We start from the raw sequence: 18368 nt of genomic DNA, 5'->3' as shown, positions 1-18368 counted from the left end.
CTCATGCACTACGTCGACCATCTCCCCCACGCCACCAAGGAAGAGGACCACGTACGGATCCCGATGTCGGACGGCGTCCGGCTGTCCGCCCGGATCTGGCGCCCGGTCTCCTCGGACGACGCCCCCGTCCCCGCGATCCTGGAGTACATCCCGTACCGCAAAAGGGACTTGAGCTCGGTGCGGGACTCGATCCACCACCCGTACATCGCCGGGCACGGTTACGCGTGCGTCCGCGTCGACCTGCGCGGCACCGGCGACTCCGAGGGCGTCCTCACCGACGAGTACCTGGAGCGCGAACAGGCCGACGCCGAGGAGGTCCTCGCATGGCTGGCCGCGCAGCCCTGGTGCGACGGGACGACCGGGATGATGGGTATCTCGTGGGGCGCGTTCGCCGCGCTCCAGGTCGCGGCCCGGCAGCCGCCGAGCCTGCGCGCGATCGTCATCTCCTCGTTCACGGACGACCGTTACGCGGACGACATGCACTACATGGGCGGCGCGCTGCTCTCCGACAGCCTCGCCGAGGCCGGCACGATGTTCGCGTACGCCACCTGCCCGCCGGACCCGGCCGTGGTGGGCGGCCGCTGGCGCGACATGTGGCAGGAGCGGCTCGACGCGGCCGAGCCGTGGGTCCTCAACTGGCTGCGCCACCAGCGCCGTGACGGGTACTGGCGGCACGCGTCGGTCTGCGAGGACTACACGTCCGTACGGTGCCCGGTCCTCGCGTCCAGCGGCTGGGCCGACGGCTACTCGAACGCGGTGACCCGCCTCCTCGCGCACCTCGACGGTCCGCGCAAGGGCCTGATCGGCCCGTGGTCGCACAAGTACCCGCACCTGGGCGAGCCCGGCCCCGCCATCGGCTACCTCCAGGAGGTGGTGCGCTGGTGGGACCACTGGCTCAAGGGCGCCGACAACGGGGCGATGGACGGGCCGATGCTGCGCGCCTGGGTGCAGGAGAGCGTCCCGCCGTCCACGTCGTACGAGGAGCGCCCGGGCCGCTGGGTCGGTGAGCCGTCGTGGCCGTCGCCGCACGTCGAGGAGGTGCCTTACCGGCTCGGCGACCGCCACCTCACCGCGCCGGGCGACACGGAGCGGGAGACGTCCGCTCCGACGCTGCGATCCCCTTTGTCCGTCGGCCAGTTCGGCGGCAAGTGGGCGTCGTACAACGCGCCGCCCGACCTGCCCTACGACCAGCGCGAGGAGGACGGCGGCTCCCTGGTCTACGAGACGCAGCCGCTGCCCGAGCGCCTGGAGATCCTGGGCGCGCCCCGCGTCGAGCTGGAGGTCAGCGCCGACCAGCCGGTGGCGACGGTCGCCGCGCGCCTGTCCGACGTGGCGCCCGACGGCAGTGCCACGCGGGTCACGTACGGCGTCCTGAACCTGACCCGGCGCGACGGCACGGGTGAGCCCGCGCTCCTGGAACCGGGCCGCCGCTACCGCGCGGTGCTCCACCTCAACGGGGTCGCGCAGGCGTTCCCGCCCGGCCACCGGGTGCGGCTGTCCCTCTCCACGTCGTACTGGCCGTTGGCCTGGCCCCCGCCGCACCCGACACTGCTCACCGCCCACGAGGAGGGGTGCCGGCTGGTGCTGCCGGTGCGTCCGGCGACGGAACCCGACGACCCGGCGCCGTTCGCCGCGCCGGAGGGCACGGCGCCGCTCACCACCCGGCAGGTGACCCCGCCCGAGCAGCGCTGGCAGGTCACCCGCGACCTGGTCGACTACGGCGCAGCCCTCGACATCGTCAAGGACCGCGGCACGATCCACTTCGACGCCGCGGACGTGGATGTCAGCTGCCGGGCGCATGAGCGGTACGAGTCGACGGCGGACGACTTCACGTCGGCGTCGGGGGTCTCGACGTGGACGATGGGGTTCAGTCGGGAGGGGTGGGATGTGCGGGTGCGTACGCGGACGGAGCTGACGTGTGACGCGTCGATGTTCTACGTGAACGCGACGCTGGACGCGTACGAGTCCGATCGCCGGGTGTTCTCGCGGACCTGGAACGAGTCGGTACCCCGTGACGGGCTTTAGCTACAGCTCCCTTGGGGGCGCGGGGAACTGCGCGACCAGCCACGACGGCGCGGCACCCGCGATCCGAATCGCAACCGGCAACGGCGCCGAGGCCTGGGGCTCTGCCCCAGACCCCGCTGCTCAATCGCCGCAGGGGCTTGATGTGCCCAGGCCCCTGCTCACGCACCGCAGGGGCTTAAAGGGACCGATGGATCGGCCCCGAAGAGCCCTGCAGTGGGGTGCCGGTGCCGCCTCGCCGGGCCGCCACGATCTCCGCCCCGATGGAAATCGCCGTCTCCTCCGGGGTGCGGCCACCCAGGTCGAGGCCGATGGGAGACCTCAGCCGAGCCAACTCCCGCTCCCCCAGCCCCGCTTGGCGCAGCTTGAGCAACCGGTCGTCGTGCGTGCGCCGCGACCCCATCGCCCCCACATACGCGACGGGCAACCGCAGCGCCACCTCCAACAGCGGCACGTCGAACTTGGCGTCATGCGTCAGAACGCACAGCACCGTCCGCTCGTCCGTCGCCGTCTCGCGCAGATAGCGGTCGGGCCACTCGACGACCACCTCGTCCGCCTCGGGGAACCGTTCGCGCGTCGCGAAGACACCCCGCGCGTCGCACAACGTCACGTGGAACCCGAGGAGTTTGCCGACCCGGACGAGCGCGCCCGCGAAGTCGACCGCGCCGAACACGATCATCCGCGCGGGCGGCACGCTCGACTCGACGAACAGCTCGACGTCGCCGCCGCACCGCGCCGAACTCTCCGGCACCGCGCACACCCCGGTCCGCCCGAGGTCGAGCAGGGCGCGGGCCTGCGCGGCGAGCCCGGCGTCGTCGGCCGAGCCGAGAGCGCCCTCGTGCGCACCGTCGGGGCGGACCAGCAACAAGCCTCCGCCGTCGGCGAGTTGACCGGGCCCGTCGAGGACGCGGGCGAGGGCGACCGGTTCGCCGCGCGCCGCGACAGCGAGCGCCGCCTCCACCACCGTACGGACGGCGGAGCCGACGCGCACCGGCACGACGTGCACCTCGACGACGCCGCCGCAGGTCAGGCCCACGGCGAACGCGTCGTCGTCGCTGTACCCGAACCGCTCCCTGCGCACCCGCCCGTCACCCAGCGACTCGACGCACAGGTCGTAGACGGCGCCCTCGACACAGCCACCGGAGACGGAGCCGATGACCGTCCCCTCGGTGTCGACGGCGAGGGCCGCGCCGGGCGGGCGGGGTGCGCTGCCGCTCACCGAGACGACGGTGGCGACGGCGAACTCCCGGCCCTGCGCGGCCCATTCACCCAGTTCGGCGGCGAGGTCAAGCATCCCGCTCGGTCCGCTCGGCGCGCCGGGCCTCCGCGAGCAGCACCCGGTCGGGCCTGATCGGCAGGTCGCGGTGGCGGACGCCGGTCGCGTGCCACACCGCGTTGCCGATGGCGGCGGCCGTGCCGACGATGCCGATCTCGCCGACGCCCTTGATGCCGACGGGGTCGTCCGGGTCGGGGTCGTCGACCCAGTGCGCCTCGACGGCGGGGACGTCGGCGTGCGCGGCGACGTGGTAGCCGGCGAAGTCCGCGCCGACGTGCCCGCCGGACGCCTCGTCGCGCACGGCCTCCTCGTGCAGGGCCATGGAGATGCCCCACGTCATGCCGCCGATCAACTGGCTGCGCGCGGTGAGCGGGTTGACGATGCGGCCGGCCGCGAAGACGCCGAGCATGCGCCGCACGCGTACCTCGCCGGTGGCCACGTCGACGGCGACCTCGGCGAACTGGGCTCCGTACGCGTACCGCTCCTTCTGCGCGAGCGTCGCCATGAGCGCGGTGGTGTCCGTGCGCGCGGTGACGCCTTCGGCCGGGATCTCCCCGCCGAGCAGCGCCAGTTGCTCCCGCAGTTCGCGCGCGGCGGACATGACGGCCCAGCCCCAGGAGCGGGTGCCCATGGAGCCGCCGGCGACCCAGGCGGGCCCGAAGTCGCTGTCGGCGATGCGGACATGGACCCGGTCGGGCGCCACGTCGAGGGCGTCGGCGGCGACGAGGGTGAGCGCCGTGCGGGCGCCGGTGCCGACGTCGGCGGCGGTGACCTTGACGGTGAACGTGCCGTCGGGTTCGGCGGTGGCGGACGCCGTGGTGGGCGCGACGCCGGAGGGGAAGGTGGCGGCGGCGACCCCGGTGCCGAGCAGCCAGCGGCCGTCGCGGCGCACGCGCGGGCGCGGGTCGCGCTCGGCCCAGCCGAAGCGGCGGGCGCCGTCCTCCAGGCAGCCGATCAGGTTGCGGCTGGCGAACGGCAGCCCGGACACCGGTCCGACGGCCGGTTCGTTGCGCAGGCGCAGCGCGATCGGGTCCATGCCGAGCTTCTCGGCGATCTCGTCGAGCGCCGACTCCACGGCGTACGAGCCGGGCGCCTCGCCGGGCGCGCGCATCCACGTCGGAGTGCCGACGTCGACGGGCACGACCCGGTTCACGGTGTGGTGCGCGACGGCGTCGTACATCGAGCGGGCGTACCCGGCGCTGCCCTCGACGAACTCGCGCAGGTTCGACGTGAGGGACTGGTTCTCGTGCGAAAGGGCGCGCAGCCGCCCGTCGGGGTCGGCGCCGAGCCGCACGCGCTGGGCGGTGGGGCTGCGGTAGCCGGTGATCGCGAAGACCTGACGTCGGGTCAGCGCGACGCGTACGGGCCGCTGGAGCTGGGTCGCGGCCATCACGGCGGCCACGTGGTGCGAGCGCAGCCCCTTGGAGCCGAACGCGCCGCCGACGTGCTCGGAGCGTACGTGCACCGCGCTCTCGTCGAGCGAGAACATCCGCGCGAGGTCGTCGGCGATCCACTTGCTGCCCTGGTTGGAGTCGAAGAGCTCCAGGCGCCCGCTGTCCCAGCGCACGGTCACCGCGTGGGGTTCCATGGCGCTGTGATGCTGCTCGGGCGTCGTGTAGGAAGCGTCCAGCACGACGGCGGACGCGGCGAGTTCGGCCTCCAGGTCACCCTTCTCGGCGGCGGACTCCTGCGGCGTGTAGGTGCCGGGGTGGTCCGCGCGGAAGGCGATGTCGTGCGGTTCGCGCTCGTACGTGACGACGAGCGCCTCGGCGGCCTCGCGGGCCTGCTCGGGCGTCTCGGCGACGACGAGCGCGACGGGCCAGCCCGCGTGCGGCACCCGGTCGTCCTGGAAGACCGCGACGATCGGGTCGGGCTGGCCGAGCGCGCCGAAGAAGTCGATGGTGACCCGTGGCGCGTTCTGGTGGTGCAGGACGGCGAGCACGCCCGGCAGGGCGAGGACGGCCTCGTCGTCGATCTCGCGGATCCGGCCGCGCGCCACGGTCGACAGGACGAGCCAGCCGTGCGCGAGGCCCGTGAAGGGGATCTCGCTCGCGTAGCGGGCGGCGCCGGTGACCTTCTCGCGGCCCTCGATCCGGGTGTGCGCGACGCCGACCGCGTCCGCCTTCGCCGTGGTGGTGGTCATCGCCCGGCCTCCTCACTGAGTTCGGTGAGCATCGCCACGACGAGATTGCGCAGCAGCGGCACCTTGTACGCGTTCTGGGTGAGCGGTGCGGCGGCCGCGAGTTCGGCGTCGGCGGCGGCCGCGAACGCCTCACCGTCGGCGGGCTTGCCGAGCAGCGCCGCTTCGGCCGCGCGGGCCCGCCACGGGTGGGACGCGACGGCCCCGAAGGCGAGCCGCACATCCCGTACGACACCGTCCTCGACGTCGAGGGCGGCGGCCACGGAGCCGATCGCGAAGGCGTACGAGGCACGCTCGCGGACCTTGCGGTAGCGGGAGCGGGCGGCGACCGGCGCGGGCGGCAGCGTCACGGACGTGATCAGCGCACCGGCCGGCAGCGCGGTCTCCAGGTGCGGCGTGTCACCGACGGGACGGTAGAAGTCCGCGAGGGCCAGCTCCCCGGGGCCGTCGACGGTCTCGTACTGGACGACCGCGTCGAACGCGGCGAGCGCGACACCCATGTCGGAGGGGTGCACGGCCACACAGTGCTCGCTCGCGCCGAGGATCGCGGCGTTGCGGTGCTCACCGGTGACGGCGGGGCAGCCGGAGCCCGGCTCCCGCTTGTTGCACGGCTTGCTCACGTCGGTGAAGTAGCCGCAGCGAGTGCGCTGGAGCAGATTTCCGCCGACGGTGGCCATGTTGCGCAGCTGCCCGGAGGCGCCGGCGAGGACGGCCTGGGTCAGCGCCGGGTAGCGGCGCCGCACCTCGGGGTGGGCCGCCAGGTCGCTGTTGGTGACGGTGGCCCCGATCCGCAGCCCGCCGTCCTCGGTCGACTCGACGCGGTCGAGGGGCAGTTCGCGTACGTCGACGAGGAGCGCGGGGCGCTCGATGCCGGACTTCATCAGGTCGACGAGATTGGTGCCGCCGCCGAGGAACCGGGCCTCGGGGTCGGCGCCGAGCACCGCCACGGCGCCGCTCACGTCGGCCGCCCGCTCGTATCCGAACTCCCTCACGCCACCGGCTCCTTCACGTCCTGGCCCGCCTGGGCCGCGGCCTGGGCGACGGCCCGCACGATCGACGTGTAGGCACCGCAGCGGCACAGGTTGCCGCTCATCCGTTCCCTGATCTCCTCCGGGGTCAGCGGGGGCGGCCCCGCCTCCGGACTGACGTCCTCGGTGGCGGCGCTCGGCCAGCCCGCCGCGTGCTCCTCGATGACGGCGAGCGCGGAGCAGATCTGCCCCGGTGTGCAGTAGCCGCACTGGAACCCGTCGAGCTCCACGAAGGCCTCCTGCACCGGGTGCAGCTGCCCGTCCCGGGCGACGCCCTCGATGGTGGTGACCTCACGGCCCTCGGCGGCGACCGCGAGCTGGAGACAGGACACGGCCCGGCGCCCGTCGATGAGCACGGTGCAGGCGCCGCACTGCCCCTGGTCGCACCCCTTCTTCGTGCCGGTCAGATCGAGCCGCTCGCGCAGGGCGTCGAGCAGCGTGGTGCGGTGGTCGACGGGCAGCGTGTACTTCTCTCCGTTGATGTGCAGGGTGATGGCGCTGGAGGTCGGGATCCCCGCTGGGGCCATGAGCAGCCTTCTTTCACGTATCTGGTGCGTGGAGAATCAGCGCTGTACGTAGGAGGGAGCGGGCACGCCGCTAAAGTGGGGGCGCACCCCAAATGGACAACTGTCCGGTCCAGGCTCCCGAACGTAACGGACAACTGTCCGCTCAGCAAGGACGTTTACGCGCCACGGCCGGAGGAGGACGCGTGTCGCACCAGAAGAAGCAGGCCGCACTGCGCTCGGACGCACAGCGCAACCGCGAGCGCATCCTCGAGGTGGCCCTCGCCGAGCTGACCCGCTCCGCGGACGCGCCGCTGAGCCTGATCGCCCGGAAGGCGTGTGTCGGACAAGGCACGTTCTACCGCAACTTCCCGAGCCGGGAGGCGCTTGTCCTGGAGGTGTACCGGTACGAGGTACAGCAAGTCGCCGACACCGCGCAGCAGTTGCTGTGCACGCGCCCGCCCGAGGTGGCCCTGCGCGACTGGATGGACCGTCTCGCCCAGTACGCGATGGCGAAGGCGGGCCTCGCGGACGCGCTGCGCGAGGCGACGACGGCACGCGGCACGATGAAGAGCCTCGCCCACGGCCCGCTCACCGAGGCGGTCACGCTCCTGCTGACGGCCAACGAGAAGGCGGGCACGATCCGCCCCGGCGTCACGCCCGACGACTTCATGCTGGCCATCGCGGGCCTGTGGCTGATCGACCCGCACAGCGACTGGCAGTCCCGCTCGGGCCGCCTGCTCGACCTGGTGATGGACGGGCTGCGGGCCGGGGCCGGCTCCTAGGACCGCTTGCGCGGCTTTCCGCGCTTGCCGCCGGGCTGGGGCTTGCCGCCCTGCCCCCGGGCGCCCGGCTTGGGGCGGCCCGTGCCCTTGGCGGCGGGCTTGCGGGCCGCGGGCTTCTTGGCGGGCTTCTTCTCCTGCTTCGGCGGGGTCGTGGTACGGCCGCGCGAGCTGTTCACGGTGCGGCCGCGCACGATGCCGATGAAGTCCTCGACCTGGTCGGTGGTGCGCTCCTCGGGCCAGGCGAGGGCGACGTCCGACCCCGGCGCGTCCGTGACCGTCCGGTACGTGAGGTCGCGGCGGTGGTGCAGCCGGGCCAGGGACTGCGGCACGATCAGCACACCCACGCCCGCGGCGACCAGCTCGATCGCGTCGGCGGTGGTGGCGGGCCGCTCGAAGGCCGGCTGTCCGGGCAACGCGCCGTCCCACTCCAGTACGTCGTCCAGCGGATGCTGCACGATCTCGTCGGCGAGGTCCGCGAGGGCGACCTCCTCGACCGCGGCCACGACGTGGTCCTTGGGGACGACCACGACGGTCGTCTCGGTGTAGAGGGGGATCGCGCTGAAGTACGTACGGTCGACGGGCAGGCGCACCAGACCGGCGTCCGCGTCCCCGGCGCGCAGGACGTCGGCGACCTCGGAGGCGGCCACCGGGACGAGGGCCAGCGGGACGTCGCGCAGGCGCTCGTTCCAGATCCGCACCCACTTGGCGGGCGTCGCCCCGGGAACGTACGCGAGCCGAAACGTGGGACCAGAGCCCTGAGCGGGGGTTTCTTCCGTGCCTGTCACGCGGCAAGGCTACCCGCCGTGGTCAGCGGGCGTCGCCGCGCTGGATACCCTGGGGGTTATGAAGTCGCAAGCGAACACCCAGACCATGAAGCCCGCCACCGCGGCGAAGAAGCTGGGTGTGTACCTCGAGGCCACCCCCGCCGAGTTCCGGGAGGGCGTCGTCTCGCGCGCCGAGCTGGCCGCACTGGAGGCGGAGCCGCCGCAGTGGCTCGCCGACCTGCGCGCCAACGGCCCGCACCCGCGGCCCGTCGTCGCGGCGCGGCTCGGCATCTCGATCGCGGGCCTGGCCCGTGGCGGGGTCACCGAGGCGCTCACCACGCAGCAGATCGAAGAGCTCAGGGACGAGAACCCGGAGTGGCTGCAGAAGGAGCGGGCCACGCAGGCGGACGTCCGCAAGGAGAACGTCCGGATCAAGAAGAAGCACGCCGAGGAGGCGGAGCGCAAGGCGCGTGGGTCCGAGCGGGACTGATCGCAGCCGGAAGGCGGACCGAGCGGCCGGGGCCCTGCCCCGGCCGCTCGGTCGTTCCCGGGACCCGTAAGACGGACACTGTCAGCCGGACACCCTCAGGCGGAGACTGTCGGACGGCGACGGTCGGACGGAGACGGTCGGACGGAGACGGTCGGACGGGCACCTGTCAGACGGACCTGGGCGCCGGTCGCGCGGCGGCTCCGGTAGCGGCCGCGTCCCGCCGCACCGCGAGGACCCCCGCGAGGACCAGCGCCCCGCACACCGTCCAGGACGCGGCGGCCCAGTCGCCCAGGGTGAGCAGCGGGGCCGCGAGGGCGGAGCCCACGACGCCCGCGAGGAAGTACAGGAGCAGGTAGACGCCGCTGAGGCTGCCGCCGCGGGCCGGGTCGACGGCGAGGATGCGGGCCTGGTTGGCGGCCTGCGCGGTGAAGCAGCCCGCGTCGACGAGGGCGAGCCCGGCGGCGGTCACGACCGGCAGGTCCAGGCCCGTGCACAGCAGCGCGGCCCCGACGGCGGCGGCGCCCATGCTCCCGCCGATCACGGCGCGCGTCCCGAACCGGTCCCCGAGCCGCCCCGCCACCGGCAACGCGGCGAATCCCAGCGCCCCGGCGAGGCTGTAGAGCCCGATCGCGGCGGCGTCGAGCCCGTACGGCGGCTGGGCGAGGCGGACGGTGAGGGCGACCCAGACGAGGCTGAACGCGAAGTACCAGAGGCTGCCGTGGACGACGGCGCGGCGCAGGGCGCGGTGGCGGCGCAGCAGGCCGGGCGCCGCCGCGAGGGTGGCGAGGTAGCCGCCCGTGGGCGCGGGCCGCTCCCGGGGCAGCCGCAGCCACGCCCCCGCGGCGCACGCCAGGACGAGCCCGGCGAAGACGAGCAGCATCTCGCGCCAGCCGAGCGCCTGCGCGAGGGCGCCGCCGACGAGGCGGCTGAGCAGGATCCCGGCGGACATCCCGGCGGCGACGAGCGCGACGGCCGCCCCCCGCCGCTCCCCCGGCACACCGCGCCCGGCGATCGTCGAGGCCATCGCGCTGACGCTCGCGCCTGCTCCGATGACGACGTACGCGACGAGCAGCACCCCGAGGCCGGGAGCAACTGCCGCCAGGATCAGGCCACTTGCGAGCAGGGCGAGCTGCCCGGTCACGAGGCGGCGCGGTGCGGCCCGGTCGGCGAGCGGAAGCAGCAGCGCGAACCCGGCGATGCAGCCGGCCAGCGCGGCCGTCGTGACCAGCCCGATCGCGGCCGCCCGCGTCCCGGTGTCGCGGGCGACGTCGGCGAGGGCGGGCTGGATCGCGTAGTTGTTGGCGAGCGCGATCCCGGCGGTGCAGGCGAGCAGGGCGACGCCACCGCGCGGCAGGCTCACGGCGCTTCGCCGCGCACGAGGACGACGGCGTAACGGCATTCCCGGTCCGTGGCGTTGATGAAGACGCAGGGCACGGGCGGCCCCAACTCCACCGTGTCACCCGCGTCGAGTTCGTGCGGCACCTCGCCCTCGCGGAAGGTGAGATGCCCCTCGATGACCCAGACGAGCTGCCGGTGGAAGGCGAACGCGGCGGCGGGGTACGGGACTTCGGCGCCGGGCGGCAGCCGGATCTCGGCGACCTCGGCGGGGAATCCCGGCCCCGACACCTGCCGCCGCGCGTACCCCGTCCCCGGGTCGCGCCACAGCGGCGCCGCGTCCGCGCGCCGCACCCGCTCCACGGGCGCCTCGGCCTCCGGGTCGAGCAGCGTCGCCACGCTCAGCCGGAACGCGGCGGACAGCTTGCCGAGCACGACCGCGGTCGGATTGCTCTCGCCCCGCTCGATCCGGTGGATCATCGCCCTGGAGACCCCCGACGCCTCGGCCAGCTCGGCCAGCGTCCAGCGGCGCAGGTCGCGCTCGGCGCGGATACGCGCCCCGATCCGCTCCACCAGGGGATCTATGATGTTGGACATGAATCCAATATACGAGACCGGGGTGCGGGCGGTGACCGTCCGCCCGGCGCTGTCCAGCGACCTGGACGCCGTCCTCGGCATCCGCAACCACGCGATCGAGCACGGCACGGCGCTGTGGACCGACTCCCCGCAGACCCGCGACGAGGGCGCGGCCTGGCTCGGCGCGCATCTGTCGCGGGGCTCCGCGTTCGTGGCCGAGCGCGACGGCGCGGTCGTGGGGTTCGGCGTGTACGGCCCGTGGAAGGCGTACTCGGGCTTTCGGCACACGGTCGAGAACTCGGTGTACGTCACCGAGGGCCACCACGGCGCGGGCATCGGCTCCGCCCTGCTCACCACGCTGATCGACTCCGCTCGGGCGGCCGGTCTGCACGTGATGATCGCCGGGATCGAGGCGGGGAACACGGCATCGATCCGGCTGCACGAGCGGCACGGCTTCGAGCACGCGGGCACGGTGCGCGAGGTCGGCACGAAGTTCGGGCGGTGGCTCGATCTGACGCTGATGCGGCTCCCGTTGGACTGACGTGCCGCCGCGGTCAGGCGTGCGTGGTCGTCCTGGCCCGGGCCAGCGCGACGTCCAGGGCGTGCCGTACCTCGCTGTCGAGCTGCCCGCCGGAGGTCCACGCCACCACTTGCCCGGCGATCTCCCGCAGCTTCGTGTTGGTGTGCTGCGACACCTCTTTCAGGACGTCCCAGCCCTGCTCGGGGGCGAGGCCGCCGAGCACGAGCACCACACCGATCGCCTGGTCGACGATGGCGTGCGAGGCGATGGCGCGATGCAGTTGCCGCACCTCGTCCTGCAACACGCCGATCCGTCCGTGCGGCCCGCCGCCGTCCACCATCCAGGCCGCCCCTTCCGCTTGCCGTTCGCGCCCCATCTCACCCGGCGGGAACGGCGGACACGACACTGAGAACGAAGAGATCGGGTAGGCGCTGTACGGAATACGAAATGGGGGTGCCGACCATGGGATCCGTACAGAACGTGGAGAACCTGCACTTCGACAGCAGTGACCTGGCCGTCACGGAGGACTTCCTCAGCAGGGCCTACGCGGCCATGCGCATCGGGAACGGGACGCCGGGTACCAGCCGGGCGCGGATCGACCGCACCACGATGCCGGGGGTCAGCGTCGACGAACTCGACCTCGACTTCGACATGCGCTACGACGTCACACCGCTGGGCAGGATCTGCCTGTGCGTCGTGTACGAGGGCACGATCGAGGACCACGGCTTCGGTGACGTGGAGGACGCCTTCGGCCCCGGGGACGTGGTGTCCTTCGCGCCGCCCGAACTCCCTTACCAGGGACGGATCTGCGCCGCCCGGTACAACATCACGATGCTCGACCCCGACCTGCTCACCCGGGTCGCCGCCACCGCTCCGGACGCGAAGGGCGGTCCGGTCCGGCTCACCGGACACCGACCCACGTCGGCCGCCGCGGCCCGGCAGCTGCGGCACACCATCACGCACGTACGCGACCACGTGCTGGCCGAACCCGAGCTGGCCGGGCAGCCGTTGGTGACGGCGACTGCGGCGCAGCACCTCGCGGCGAGCGTGCTGGCCGCGTTCCCGAACACCGCGCTGATGTCGCCCACCGCGACCGACAGGAACGACGCGCACTCGGCGACGCTGCGGCGCGCGCTCGCGTACATCGACGACCATGCCCGCGAGCCGCTCACCGTCGCGGACATCGCGGCGGCGGCCCATGTCACCGTCCGCGCCGTGCAGTACGCGTTCCGCCGCCACCTGGACACGACGCCGCTGGCCCATCTGCGCCGTGTCCGGCTGTCCCACGCGCACCGCGACCTGCTGGCCGCCGACCCGTCGGCCGGGGACACGGTCACGACGGTCGCGGCCCGGTGGGGCTTCTACCAGCCCGGCCGCTTCGCGACGCTCTACCGCGAGGCGTACGGACGCCCGCCCCGCCACACGCTGCACGGCGGCTGACGCCAGAGGCGGCCGGCCGGGCGAGCCGGCGCGGGGTCAGCCCGCGTGCCGGCCCATCCAGGCCTCGACCTCGTCCGCCGATCGGGGCAGGCCGCCGGAGAGGTTCTCGTGCCCGTCGGCGGTGACGAGCAGGTCGTCCTCGATGCGCACGCCGATGCCGCGCCACTCCTCGGGGACCGTCAGGTCGTCGCGCTGGAAGTACAGGCCGGGCTCGACGGTGAGCACCATGCCCGGCTCCAGGACGGCGTCGACGTACTCCTCGGTGCGGGCCTGGGCGCAGTCGTGCACGTCGAGGCCGAGCATGTGCCCGGTGCCCGCCATCGTGAAGCGGCGCTGGAGTCCGAGCTCGTACGCGCGCTCGGCCGGGCCCTCGATGAAGCCCCACTCGACCAGCTGGGCCGCGAGGTGGCGCTGGCACGCCTCGTGGAAGTCGCGGTACGCGGCGCCCGGCTTGACGGCGGCGAAGCCCGCCTCCTGGGCCGCGTACACGGCGTCGTAGACGGTGCGCTGCACGGGCGTGAACGTGCCGTCGATCGGCAGGGTGCGGGTGACGTCGGCGGTGTAGAGGGAGCGCGCCTCGACACCGGCGTCGAGCAGGAGCAGGTCGCCGGGGCGGACGGGGCCGTCGTTGTCCGTCCAGTGCATGATCGTGGCGTGGTCGCCGGCGGCGCAGATGGTGCCGTAGCCGACGGCGTTGCCCTCCAGGCGCGCGCGGCGGAAGAAGGTTCCCTCGATCCACCGCTCGGACGAGGCGACCGCCTTCGACAGCTCCCCCACGACATCGGTGAATCCGCGCACCGTGGCATCGACGGCCTTGCGCAGCTCGCCGATCTCCCAGGCGTCCTTCACGGCGCGCAGATCGCTGAGCGCCTCCTCGAGTTCGGCGTCCCGCTCGGCGTCGGTGGTGACGGCGGCCTCCAGGGCAGGGTCGACGCCGCGCACGACACGGGTCGGAACGCTGGACGCGGCCAGGTCCTCGGCGGCGGTGCGCACGTCGCGGCAGGGCAGTCCGAGCACCCGCTCCGACTCGGCGAGGGAGCGGCGCCGGCCCATCCACAGTTCGGCCGTCGGGCCGGTCCAGAACTCGTTGTCGTCGCGGCTGTCGCGGGGCAGCTGGTAGCAGTACGCGTCGTGGCCGCCGTCCGCGCGGGGTTCGAGGACGACGGCGCCGTCGCGGGCCTGGTCGCCGGACATGTGGACGTAGCCGGAGTAGGCGCGGAAGGGGTACGTGTCGTCGTTCGAGCGGACCTTGAGGTTCCCGGAGGGGATGACGAGGCGCTCGCCAGGGAAGCGCGCGGAGAGGGCGGCGCGGCGCGCGGCGGCGTACGGGGCCTGCTCGCTCGGGGCGAGGTCGTGCCGCTCGGTGTCGGCCCAGCCCGAGCGCATCAGGGTGGACAGCTCCTCGGAGATCCCCGAGTAGAGCCCGTTCTTCCGGCCTTCCGCCACGGCGTACACCTTTCTCTGGTTCTTCTGGACGCTGGTTCTTCTGGACGCTGATCCTTCTGGACGCTGGTCCTTCGACGTAGCCGGGAAGTTATCCCGCACCCGGCACGCCGAACGCCCATCAGCGCCAGTGGCACAGATCGGCCACGCGACGGTGCGCGAAGCGGTCGACAATGGGCCTCATGACGAACGCGAAAATCGGCTCCGCGCTGCGGCTTCTCGGCCTCGACGACGCGGCAGCCCAGGTCTACCGCACGCTCCTGGAGCTGGCTCCCGCCCCGCTCGGCGAGATCGCGGCGGCATCCGGTCTCACCGGCACGGAGCTGACCGCGGCCTATGACGCGCTCGTCGACGCGGGGCTCGTCGGGCCCGCGGGGCAGGACGGCGCGCCGGTCGCCCCGGTTCCGCCGACCGCGGCCCTCGACCTGCTCGTGCGGCAGCGGGCGGCGGAGGTCGAGGCGTCGCGGCTCGCGGTGGGCGGCGCCTTCGAGTCGTTCCGGCGCAGGCGGCTCGACGCGCTCGACGGGCACCCGGTGGAGGTGATCACCGGCGACGCACTCGGCCCGCGGGCGCGCCAGGCGTGGGCGAGCGCCCGGGAGCAGATCCGGCAGCTGGAGTCACCGCCGTATCTGCCGCTGCCCGAGGCCACGGACGACGCGCTGGCCACGCTCGCCCGCGGGGTGACGCAGCGCGTCGTGTACTCGCGCGAGTCGCTGGAACATCCGGGCCGCCTGAAGGAGGCCATCGAGCCGGTCATCAACGCCGGTGAACAGGCCCGGGTCCTGCCGTCCGTGCCGGTCAAGCTCATGATCATCGACGATGCGTACGCGCTCGTGTCGCTCGCGATCGAGGAGGCCGATGTGCACCACACCACGCTGGTCGTGCAGCCGAGCGGTCTGCTCTCCGCGCTCATCGCGCTGTTCGAGCTGTCGTGGCGCAGCGCCCTGCCGTTCCACGGCAGCACGACCCTGCCGGGCCCGCTGGCGCCCACCGACCGTCGTCTGCTGTGGCTGCTCGCGGGCGGCGCCGGTGACGACGCGATCGCCCGCGAACTGGGCATCAGCCGCCGCACGCTCTTCCGCCGCCTGCAGATCCTGATGACGCGACTCGGCGCCGCGAACCGTTTCCAGCTGGCGTTGCAGGCCCAGCGCAACGGCTGGTTGTGACGCGGGGCGCGCGGTACTCTCCGACGCACCTATTCAAAAAGTTGAGTACCGGTCGCAGAGAGGGGCTCCCATGCACGCGTTCCGCAAGGCCGTCGAGGCACGCGACGAGGCCGCCATAGAGGCGCTGCTCGCCGAGAACGTCGTCTTCACCAGCCCGATCGCGTTCAAGCCGTATCCGGGCAAGGCGATCACCGCCGCCGTCCTGCGCGGCGTGATGCGGGTCTTCGAGGACTTCACGTACGAGCGCGAGATCGCGAACCCTGACGGCCGCGACCACGCCCTCGTCTTCAACGCGACGGTCTCCGGCAAGCGCATCCAGGGCTGCGACTTCCTCCACGTGGACGACGAGGGGAAGATCGACGAGTTCACCGTCATGGTCCGTCCGCTCTCCGCGGCGCAGGCGCTCTCCGAGGCGATGGGCGCCCAGTTCGACCGGATCGCGCGCGAGGCGGGCGAGGCGGGCGCGAAGTGACGGAGACCGGCTGATGGCGTTGCGGCACGCGGTGATGGCCGCGCTCCTGGAGGGCGAGGCGTCCGGGTACGACCTGGCGAAGAGCTTCGACGCCTCGGTCGCCAACTTCTGGACGGCCACGCCCCAGCAGCTCTACCGCGAGCTGGACCGGATGGCGGCCGACGGCCTCGTCAGCGCCCGGGTCGTGCGCCAGGAACGCCGCCCGGACAAGCGCCTGTTCCGCCTCACCGAGACGGGCCGCGCGGCGGTGCGCGCCTACACCGCCGAGCCGCCCGGCCGGCCTACGGCGATCCGTGACGAGCTCCTCGTCAAGGTGCAGAGCGTGGACGCCGGTGACCTCGACGCCGTCCGCGAGGCGATCGGGGTCCGTATCGAGCAGGCCGGGGCCAAGCTGGCGCGGTACGAGCGGCTGCGGGCCAAGCTCCTGGACGGCCGTACGCAGGAGACGTATCTGGCGGAGACGGAGTCCGTGGGCCCCTACCTCACCCTGCTCCGCGGCATGGAGTTCGAGCGGGAGAACGTCCGCTGGGGCAAGCTGGCGCTACAGGTCCTGGAGGCGCGGGCCGCCCGGACCTGAGGGGTGGTCACCGGGCGCGGGCGACGCGTGCCGGGCCCCTTCCCGCCTTTTCGATACGACCGTTGCGTAAATCGAGGATGCCGTCTATGCTCGATTTACGAAACACCCGTATCGAAAACAGATCGAGCGGACCGAGCCGGCCGAGCCGGTCGAGGAGCTCGACGGCAGGGAGCGCGAGATGGACACTTCGACCCGGCGCGGCCGCCCGCGCAGCGAGAGCGCGGACGCACGCATCCTGGACGCCGCCGGCGAATTGCTCCTGGAGCGCGGGTACGACCGGTTCTCCGTCGACGAGGTCGCCACCCGGGCGGGCGTCGCGAAGACCACGCTGTACCGGCGGTGGCCCACCAAGGACCACCTGATCGTCGCGGTGGTCGCACGCATCCAGGACGCCGTGCCGGTCACGTACAGCGGCGACGTCCGCGCGGACCTCATCGGCTACCTGAACGCCATCGCCGGCGGGCTCGACCGGATGCGGCGAGTCGGCCGCCCCACGTCGGCGGGCGAGACGTCCGCGGGCCTCGTCGCGGAGGTCGTCGCGGCCGCCGCGCGCCACGCGGACGTCGCCGCCGCCGTCCACGCCATGTTCGCGCGCCGCAACGCCCTGGTCCTCGCCCTCCTCCAACAGGCCCGCGAGAGCGGCGAGTTGCGGGCCGAAGCCGACCCGGAGGTGCTGTTCGACCAGCTCGCGGGCGCGCTCTACTACCGCCTGCTCGTCACCGGCCACCCCCTGGACGCGGCCTATGTCGAGCGGCTCGTCACCGGCGCCCTGGACGGCGTCGCCTCCTGACCACCGGCACGTGTCCCGCCGAACGTTCGCCCCCCACGAAGCGGAAGAAGGGCCCGATGACACACACCGAGACGCACACCCAGCCGGCCGCCGACACGACAGCGCAGGCCGCCCCGGCCCGGCGCCGCCGACGCCCCCGCCTGCGCGCGGCACTGGCCGCGACGGCCCTTCTCCTCGCCGGATACACGGCCTGGTCCAACCAGCACGAGACCCGGCTCACCGCCTCGGTCGAGATCCGCGCCACCCCCGACGAGGTCTGGCGGGTCCTGACGGACTTCGCCGCCTACGACGAGTGGAACCCGTTCATGACCTCGGCCCGCGTGACGTCGTCGGACGGCCGCCTCGTCGAGGGCGCGCGGCTGCACGTCGTCCTGCACGACGACGAGGGCGGCTCCCCGTTCACCCCCCGGGTCCAGGAGGCGACCCCCGGCAAGGAGTTGCGCTGGCTGGGGAAGATGGGCCCGGGCTGGATCGCGGACGGCCGGCACCGCTTCGTCGTCGAACGCGTCGGCCCCGACCGCGTCCGCCTCACCCAGAGCGAGTCCTTCACCGGCGTCGCCGTCCCGTTCGCCCAGGGCTACCTGAAGTCCGAGACGCTGCCGCAGTTCCGGGCGATGAACAAGGCCCTCGCCCAGCGGGCCGAAAGCCTCGGCGACTGACCCGCGCACCTGCCGTGACCTGTGACAGGGGTGTGACGTAGGGGCGTTGCAGTTCGCAATGCCCCTTGGTGATGATGGGGGGCATGGCTGAGCACGGGGGTGCGGCGCGAGAGCCGCAGCAGATACCGAGGTCGCGTCTCGCGGAGTACGCGGAGATGAGCGGGGCACAGGAGTCGCCCGCCGACCGTGGCGCTCCACCCGCCGAGCCACCAGCGCCGTCCGCCGACCGTCCGGCTCCGCCCGCCGAGTCACCGGTGGCACCGGAGACCGCCGCCCCCTCCCCCGGCGCCGAGGATCCTGAAGTGGCGGCGCGCAGGCGGGAGTTCGCCGCCCTGATGGGCGAGTTCCGGCGCACCGCGGTCCTGGTGCCGCTGGGCGGCCC

The 18368-nt window shown here is 73.3% G+C and carries 19 protein-coding genes and 1 pseudogene; 11 read left to right on the top strand and 9 right to left on the bottom strand.

Features of this window, described 5'->3' with window-relative positions; genetic code table 11:
- Window positions 1–3 precede the first annotated feature (3 nt).
- Window positions 4–2025 carry a CocE/NonD family hydrolase gene (locus AB0L37_RS29785; protein WP_365512079.1) on the top strand — a complete coding sequence of 674 codons (2022 nt, stop codon included), beginning with the start codon at window positions 4–6 and terminating at the stop codon, window positions 2023–2025.
- 175 nt (window positions 2026–2200) lie between these two features.
- On the opposite strand, the gene AB0L37_RS29780 is transcribed toward AB0L37_RS29785, so the two are convergent.
- The 4 genes from AB0L37_RS29780 to AB0L37_RS29765 are packed head-to-tail and all read right to left on the bottom strand — an operon-like array spanning window position 2201 to window position 6993.
- A complete protein-coding gene (locus AB0L37_RS29780; RefSeq protein ID WP_365512076.1) occupies window positions 2201–3316 on the bottom strand; it encodes an XdhC/CoxI family protein in 1116 nt (371 codons plus the stop codon).
- Window positions 3309–5441, bottom strand: a complete 2133-nt coding sequence (locus tag AB0L37_RS29775) for a xanthine dehydrogenase family protein molybdopterin-binding subunit (RefSeq protein WP_365512073.1) — start codon at window positions 5439–5441, stop codon at window positions 3309–3311. The genes AB0L37_RS29780 and AB0L37_RS29775 overlap by 8 nt, the downstream gene beginning before the upstream one ends.
- A complete protein-coding gene (locus AB0L37_RS29770) occupies window positions 5438–6430 on the bottom strand; it encodes a xanthine dehydrogenase family protein subunit M (RefSeq protein WP_365512069.1) in 993 nt (330 codons plus the stop codon). Before AB0L37_RS29770 ends, AB0L37_RS29775 begins: the two co-directional genes overlap by 4 nt.
- Window positions 6427–6993 carry a 2Fe-2S iron-sulfur cluster-binding protein gene (locus AB0L37_RS29765; protein WP_365512066.1) on the bottom strand — a complete coding sequence of 189 codons (567 nt, stop codon included), beginning with the start codon at window positions 6991–6993 and terminating at the stop codon, window positions 6427–6429. The genes AB0L37_RS29770 and AB0L37_RS29765 overlap by 4 nt, the downstream gene beginning before the upstream one ends.
- Window positions 6994–7175: 182 nt before the next feature.
- On the opposite strand from AB0L37_RS29765, the gene AB0L37_RS29760 reads away from it, so the two are divergent.
- Window positions 7176–7754 (top strand): TetR/AcrR family transcriptional regulator, encoded by a 579-nt coding sequence (locus tag AB0L37_RS29760; RefSeq protein WP_365512063.1) that lies wholly within the window; start codon window positions 7176–7178, stop codon window positions 7752–7754.
- Here the strand turns inward: AB0L37_RS29760 and AB0L37_RS29755 are convergent.
- A complete protein-coding gene (locus tag AB0L37_RS29755) occupies window positions 7751–8539 on the bottom strand; it encodes a LysR substrate-binding domain-containing protein (protein ID WP_365512061.1) in 789 nt (262 codons plus the stop codon). The genes AB0L37_RS29760 and AB0L37_RS29755 overlap by 4 nt on opposite strands.
- 58 nt (window positions 8540–8597) lie before the next feature.
- Between AB0L37_RS29755 and AB0L37_RS29750 the strand changes: the two genes are divergently transcribed.
- The gene (locus AB0L37_RS29750) at window positions 8598–9008 is read left to right on the top strand and encodes a DUF5997 family protein (RefSeq protein ID WP_365512058.1); all 411 of its coding nucleotides are present in this window, start codon (window positions 8598–8600) and stop codon (window positions 9006–9008) included.
- Between the two features lie 166 nt (window positions 9009–9174).
- On the opposite strand, the gene AB0L37_RS29745 is transcribed toward AB0L37_RS29750, so the two are convergent.
- Both AB0L37_RS29745 and AB0L37_RS29740 read right to left on the bottom strand, forming a co-directional pair.
- A complete protein-coding gene (locus AB0L37_RS29745; protein WP_365512056.1) occupies window positions 9175–10368 on the bottom strand; it encodes an MFS transporter in 1194 nt (397 codons plus the stop codon).
- Window positions 10365–10940: an XRE family transcriptional regulator gene (locus tag AB0L37_RS29740; protein WP_365512054.1), complete on the bottom strand. Its 576-nt coding sequence runs from the start codon at window positions 10938–10940 to the stop codon at window positions 10365–10367. Before AB0L37_RS29740 ends, AB0L37_RS29745 begins: the two co-directional genes overlap by 4 nt.
- On the opposite strand from AB0L37_RS29740, the gene AB0L37_RS29735 reads away from it, so the two are divergent.
- The gene (locus AB0L37_RS29735) at window positions 10939–11460 is read left to right on the top strand and encodes an N-acetyltransferase family protein (protein ID WP_365512051.1); all 522 of its coding nucleotides are present in this window, start codon (window positions 10939–10941) and stop codon (window positions 11458–11460) included. The two genes, AB0L37_RS29740 and AB0L37_RS29735, sit on opposite strands and share 2 nt — an antisense overlap.
- 13 nt (window positions 11461–11473) lie before the next feature.
- On the opposite strand, the gene AB0L37_RS29730 is transcribed toward AB0L37_RS29735, so the two are convergent.
- Window positions 11474–11779, bottom strand: a complete 306-nt coding sequence (locus AB0L37_RS29730; protein ID WP_365512049.1) for an ANTAR domain-containing protein — start codon at window positions 11777–11779, stop codon at window positions 11474–11476.
- A 140-nt stretch (window positions 11780–11919) separates the two neighbouring features.
- Between AB0L37_RS29730 and AB0L37_RS29725 the strand changes: the two genes are divergently transcribed.
- Entirely contained in the window at window positions 11920–12879 is a 960-nt protein-coding gene (locus AB0L37_RS29725; RefSeq protein WP_365512344.1) for a helix-turn-helix transcriptional regulator, read from the top strand.
- Between the two features lie 36 nt (window positions 12880–12915).
- Here the strand turns inward: AB0L37_RS29725 and AB0L37_RS29720 are convergent, their stop codons facing one another.
- Entirely contained in the window at window positions 12916–14325 is a 1410-nt protein-coding gene (locus AB0L37_RS29720) for an aminopeptidase P family protein (protein WP_365512047.1), read from the bottom strand.
- Window positions 14326–14504: 179 nt separating this feature from the next.
- On the opposite strand from AB0L37_RS29720, the gene AB0L37_RS29715 reads away from it, so the two are divergent.
- From AB0L37_RS29715 to AB0L37_RS29690, 6 genes and pseudogenes are all read left to right on the top strand, one after another.
- A complete protein-coding gene (locus AB0L37_RS29715; RefSeq protein ID WP_365512045.1) occupies window positions 14505–15488 on the top strand; it encodes a LuxR family transcriptional regulator in 984 nt (327 codons plus the stop codon).
- Window positions 15489–15558: 70 nt separating this feature from the next.
- Complete coding sequence (locus tag AB0L37_RS29710) at window positions 15559–15960, top strand: nuclear transport factor 2 family protein (protein WP_365512043.1); 402 nt, start codon at window positions 15559–15561, stop codon at window positions 15958–15960.
- Between the two features lie 13 nt (window positions 15961–15973).
- Window positions 15974–16537: a PadR family transcriptional regulator gene (locus tag AB0L37_RS29705; RefSeq protein ID WP_365512040.1), complete on the top strand. Its 564-nt coding sequence runs from the start codon at window positions 15974–15976 to the stop codon at window positions 16535–16537.
- A gap of 178 nt (window positions 16538–16715) precedes the next feature.
- Entirely contained in the window at window positions 16716–17327 is a 612-nt protein-coding gene (locus AB0L37_RS29700; protein ID WP_365512037.1) for a TetR/AcrR family transcriptional regulator, read from the top strand.
- A gap of 56 nt (window positions 17328–17383) precedes the next feature.
- A complete protein-coding gene (locus AB0L37_RS29695) occupies window positions 17384–17986 on the top strand; it encodes an SRPBCC domain-containing protein (protein ID WP_365512034.1) in 603 nt (200 codons plus the stop codon).
- An 83-nt stretch (window positions 17987–18069) separates the two neighbouring features.
- Window positions 18070–18368: pseudogene (locus AB0L37_RS29690) on the top strand (hypothetical protein); the annotation flags it as partial.

This window comes from Streptomyces sp. NPDC052225 (assembly GCF_040679615.1).
In the GTDB taxonomy this organism is placed as follows: Bacteria; Actinomycetota; Actinomycetes; order Streptomycetales; family Streptomycetaceae; genus Streptomyces.
This window is presented reverse-complemented; position numbering and strand designations above follow the sequence as displayed.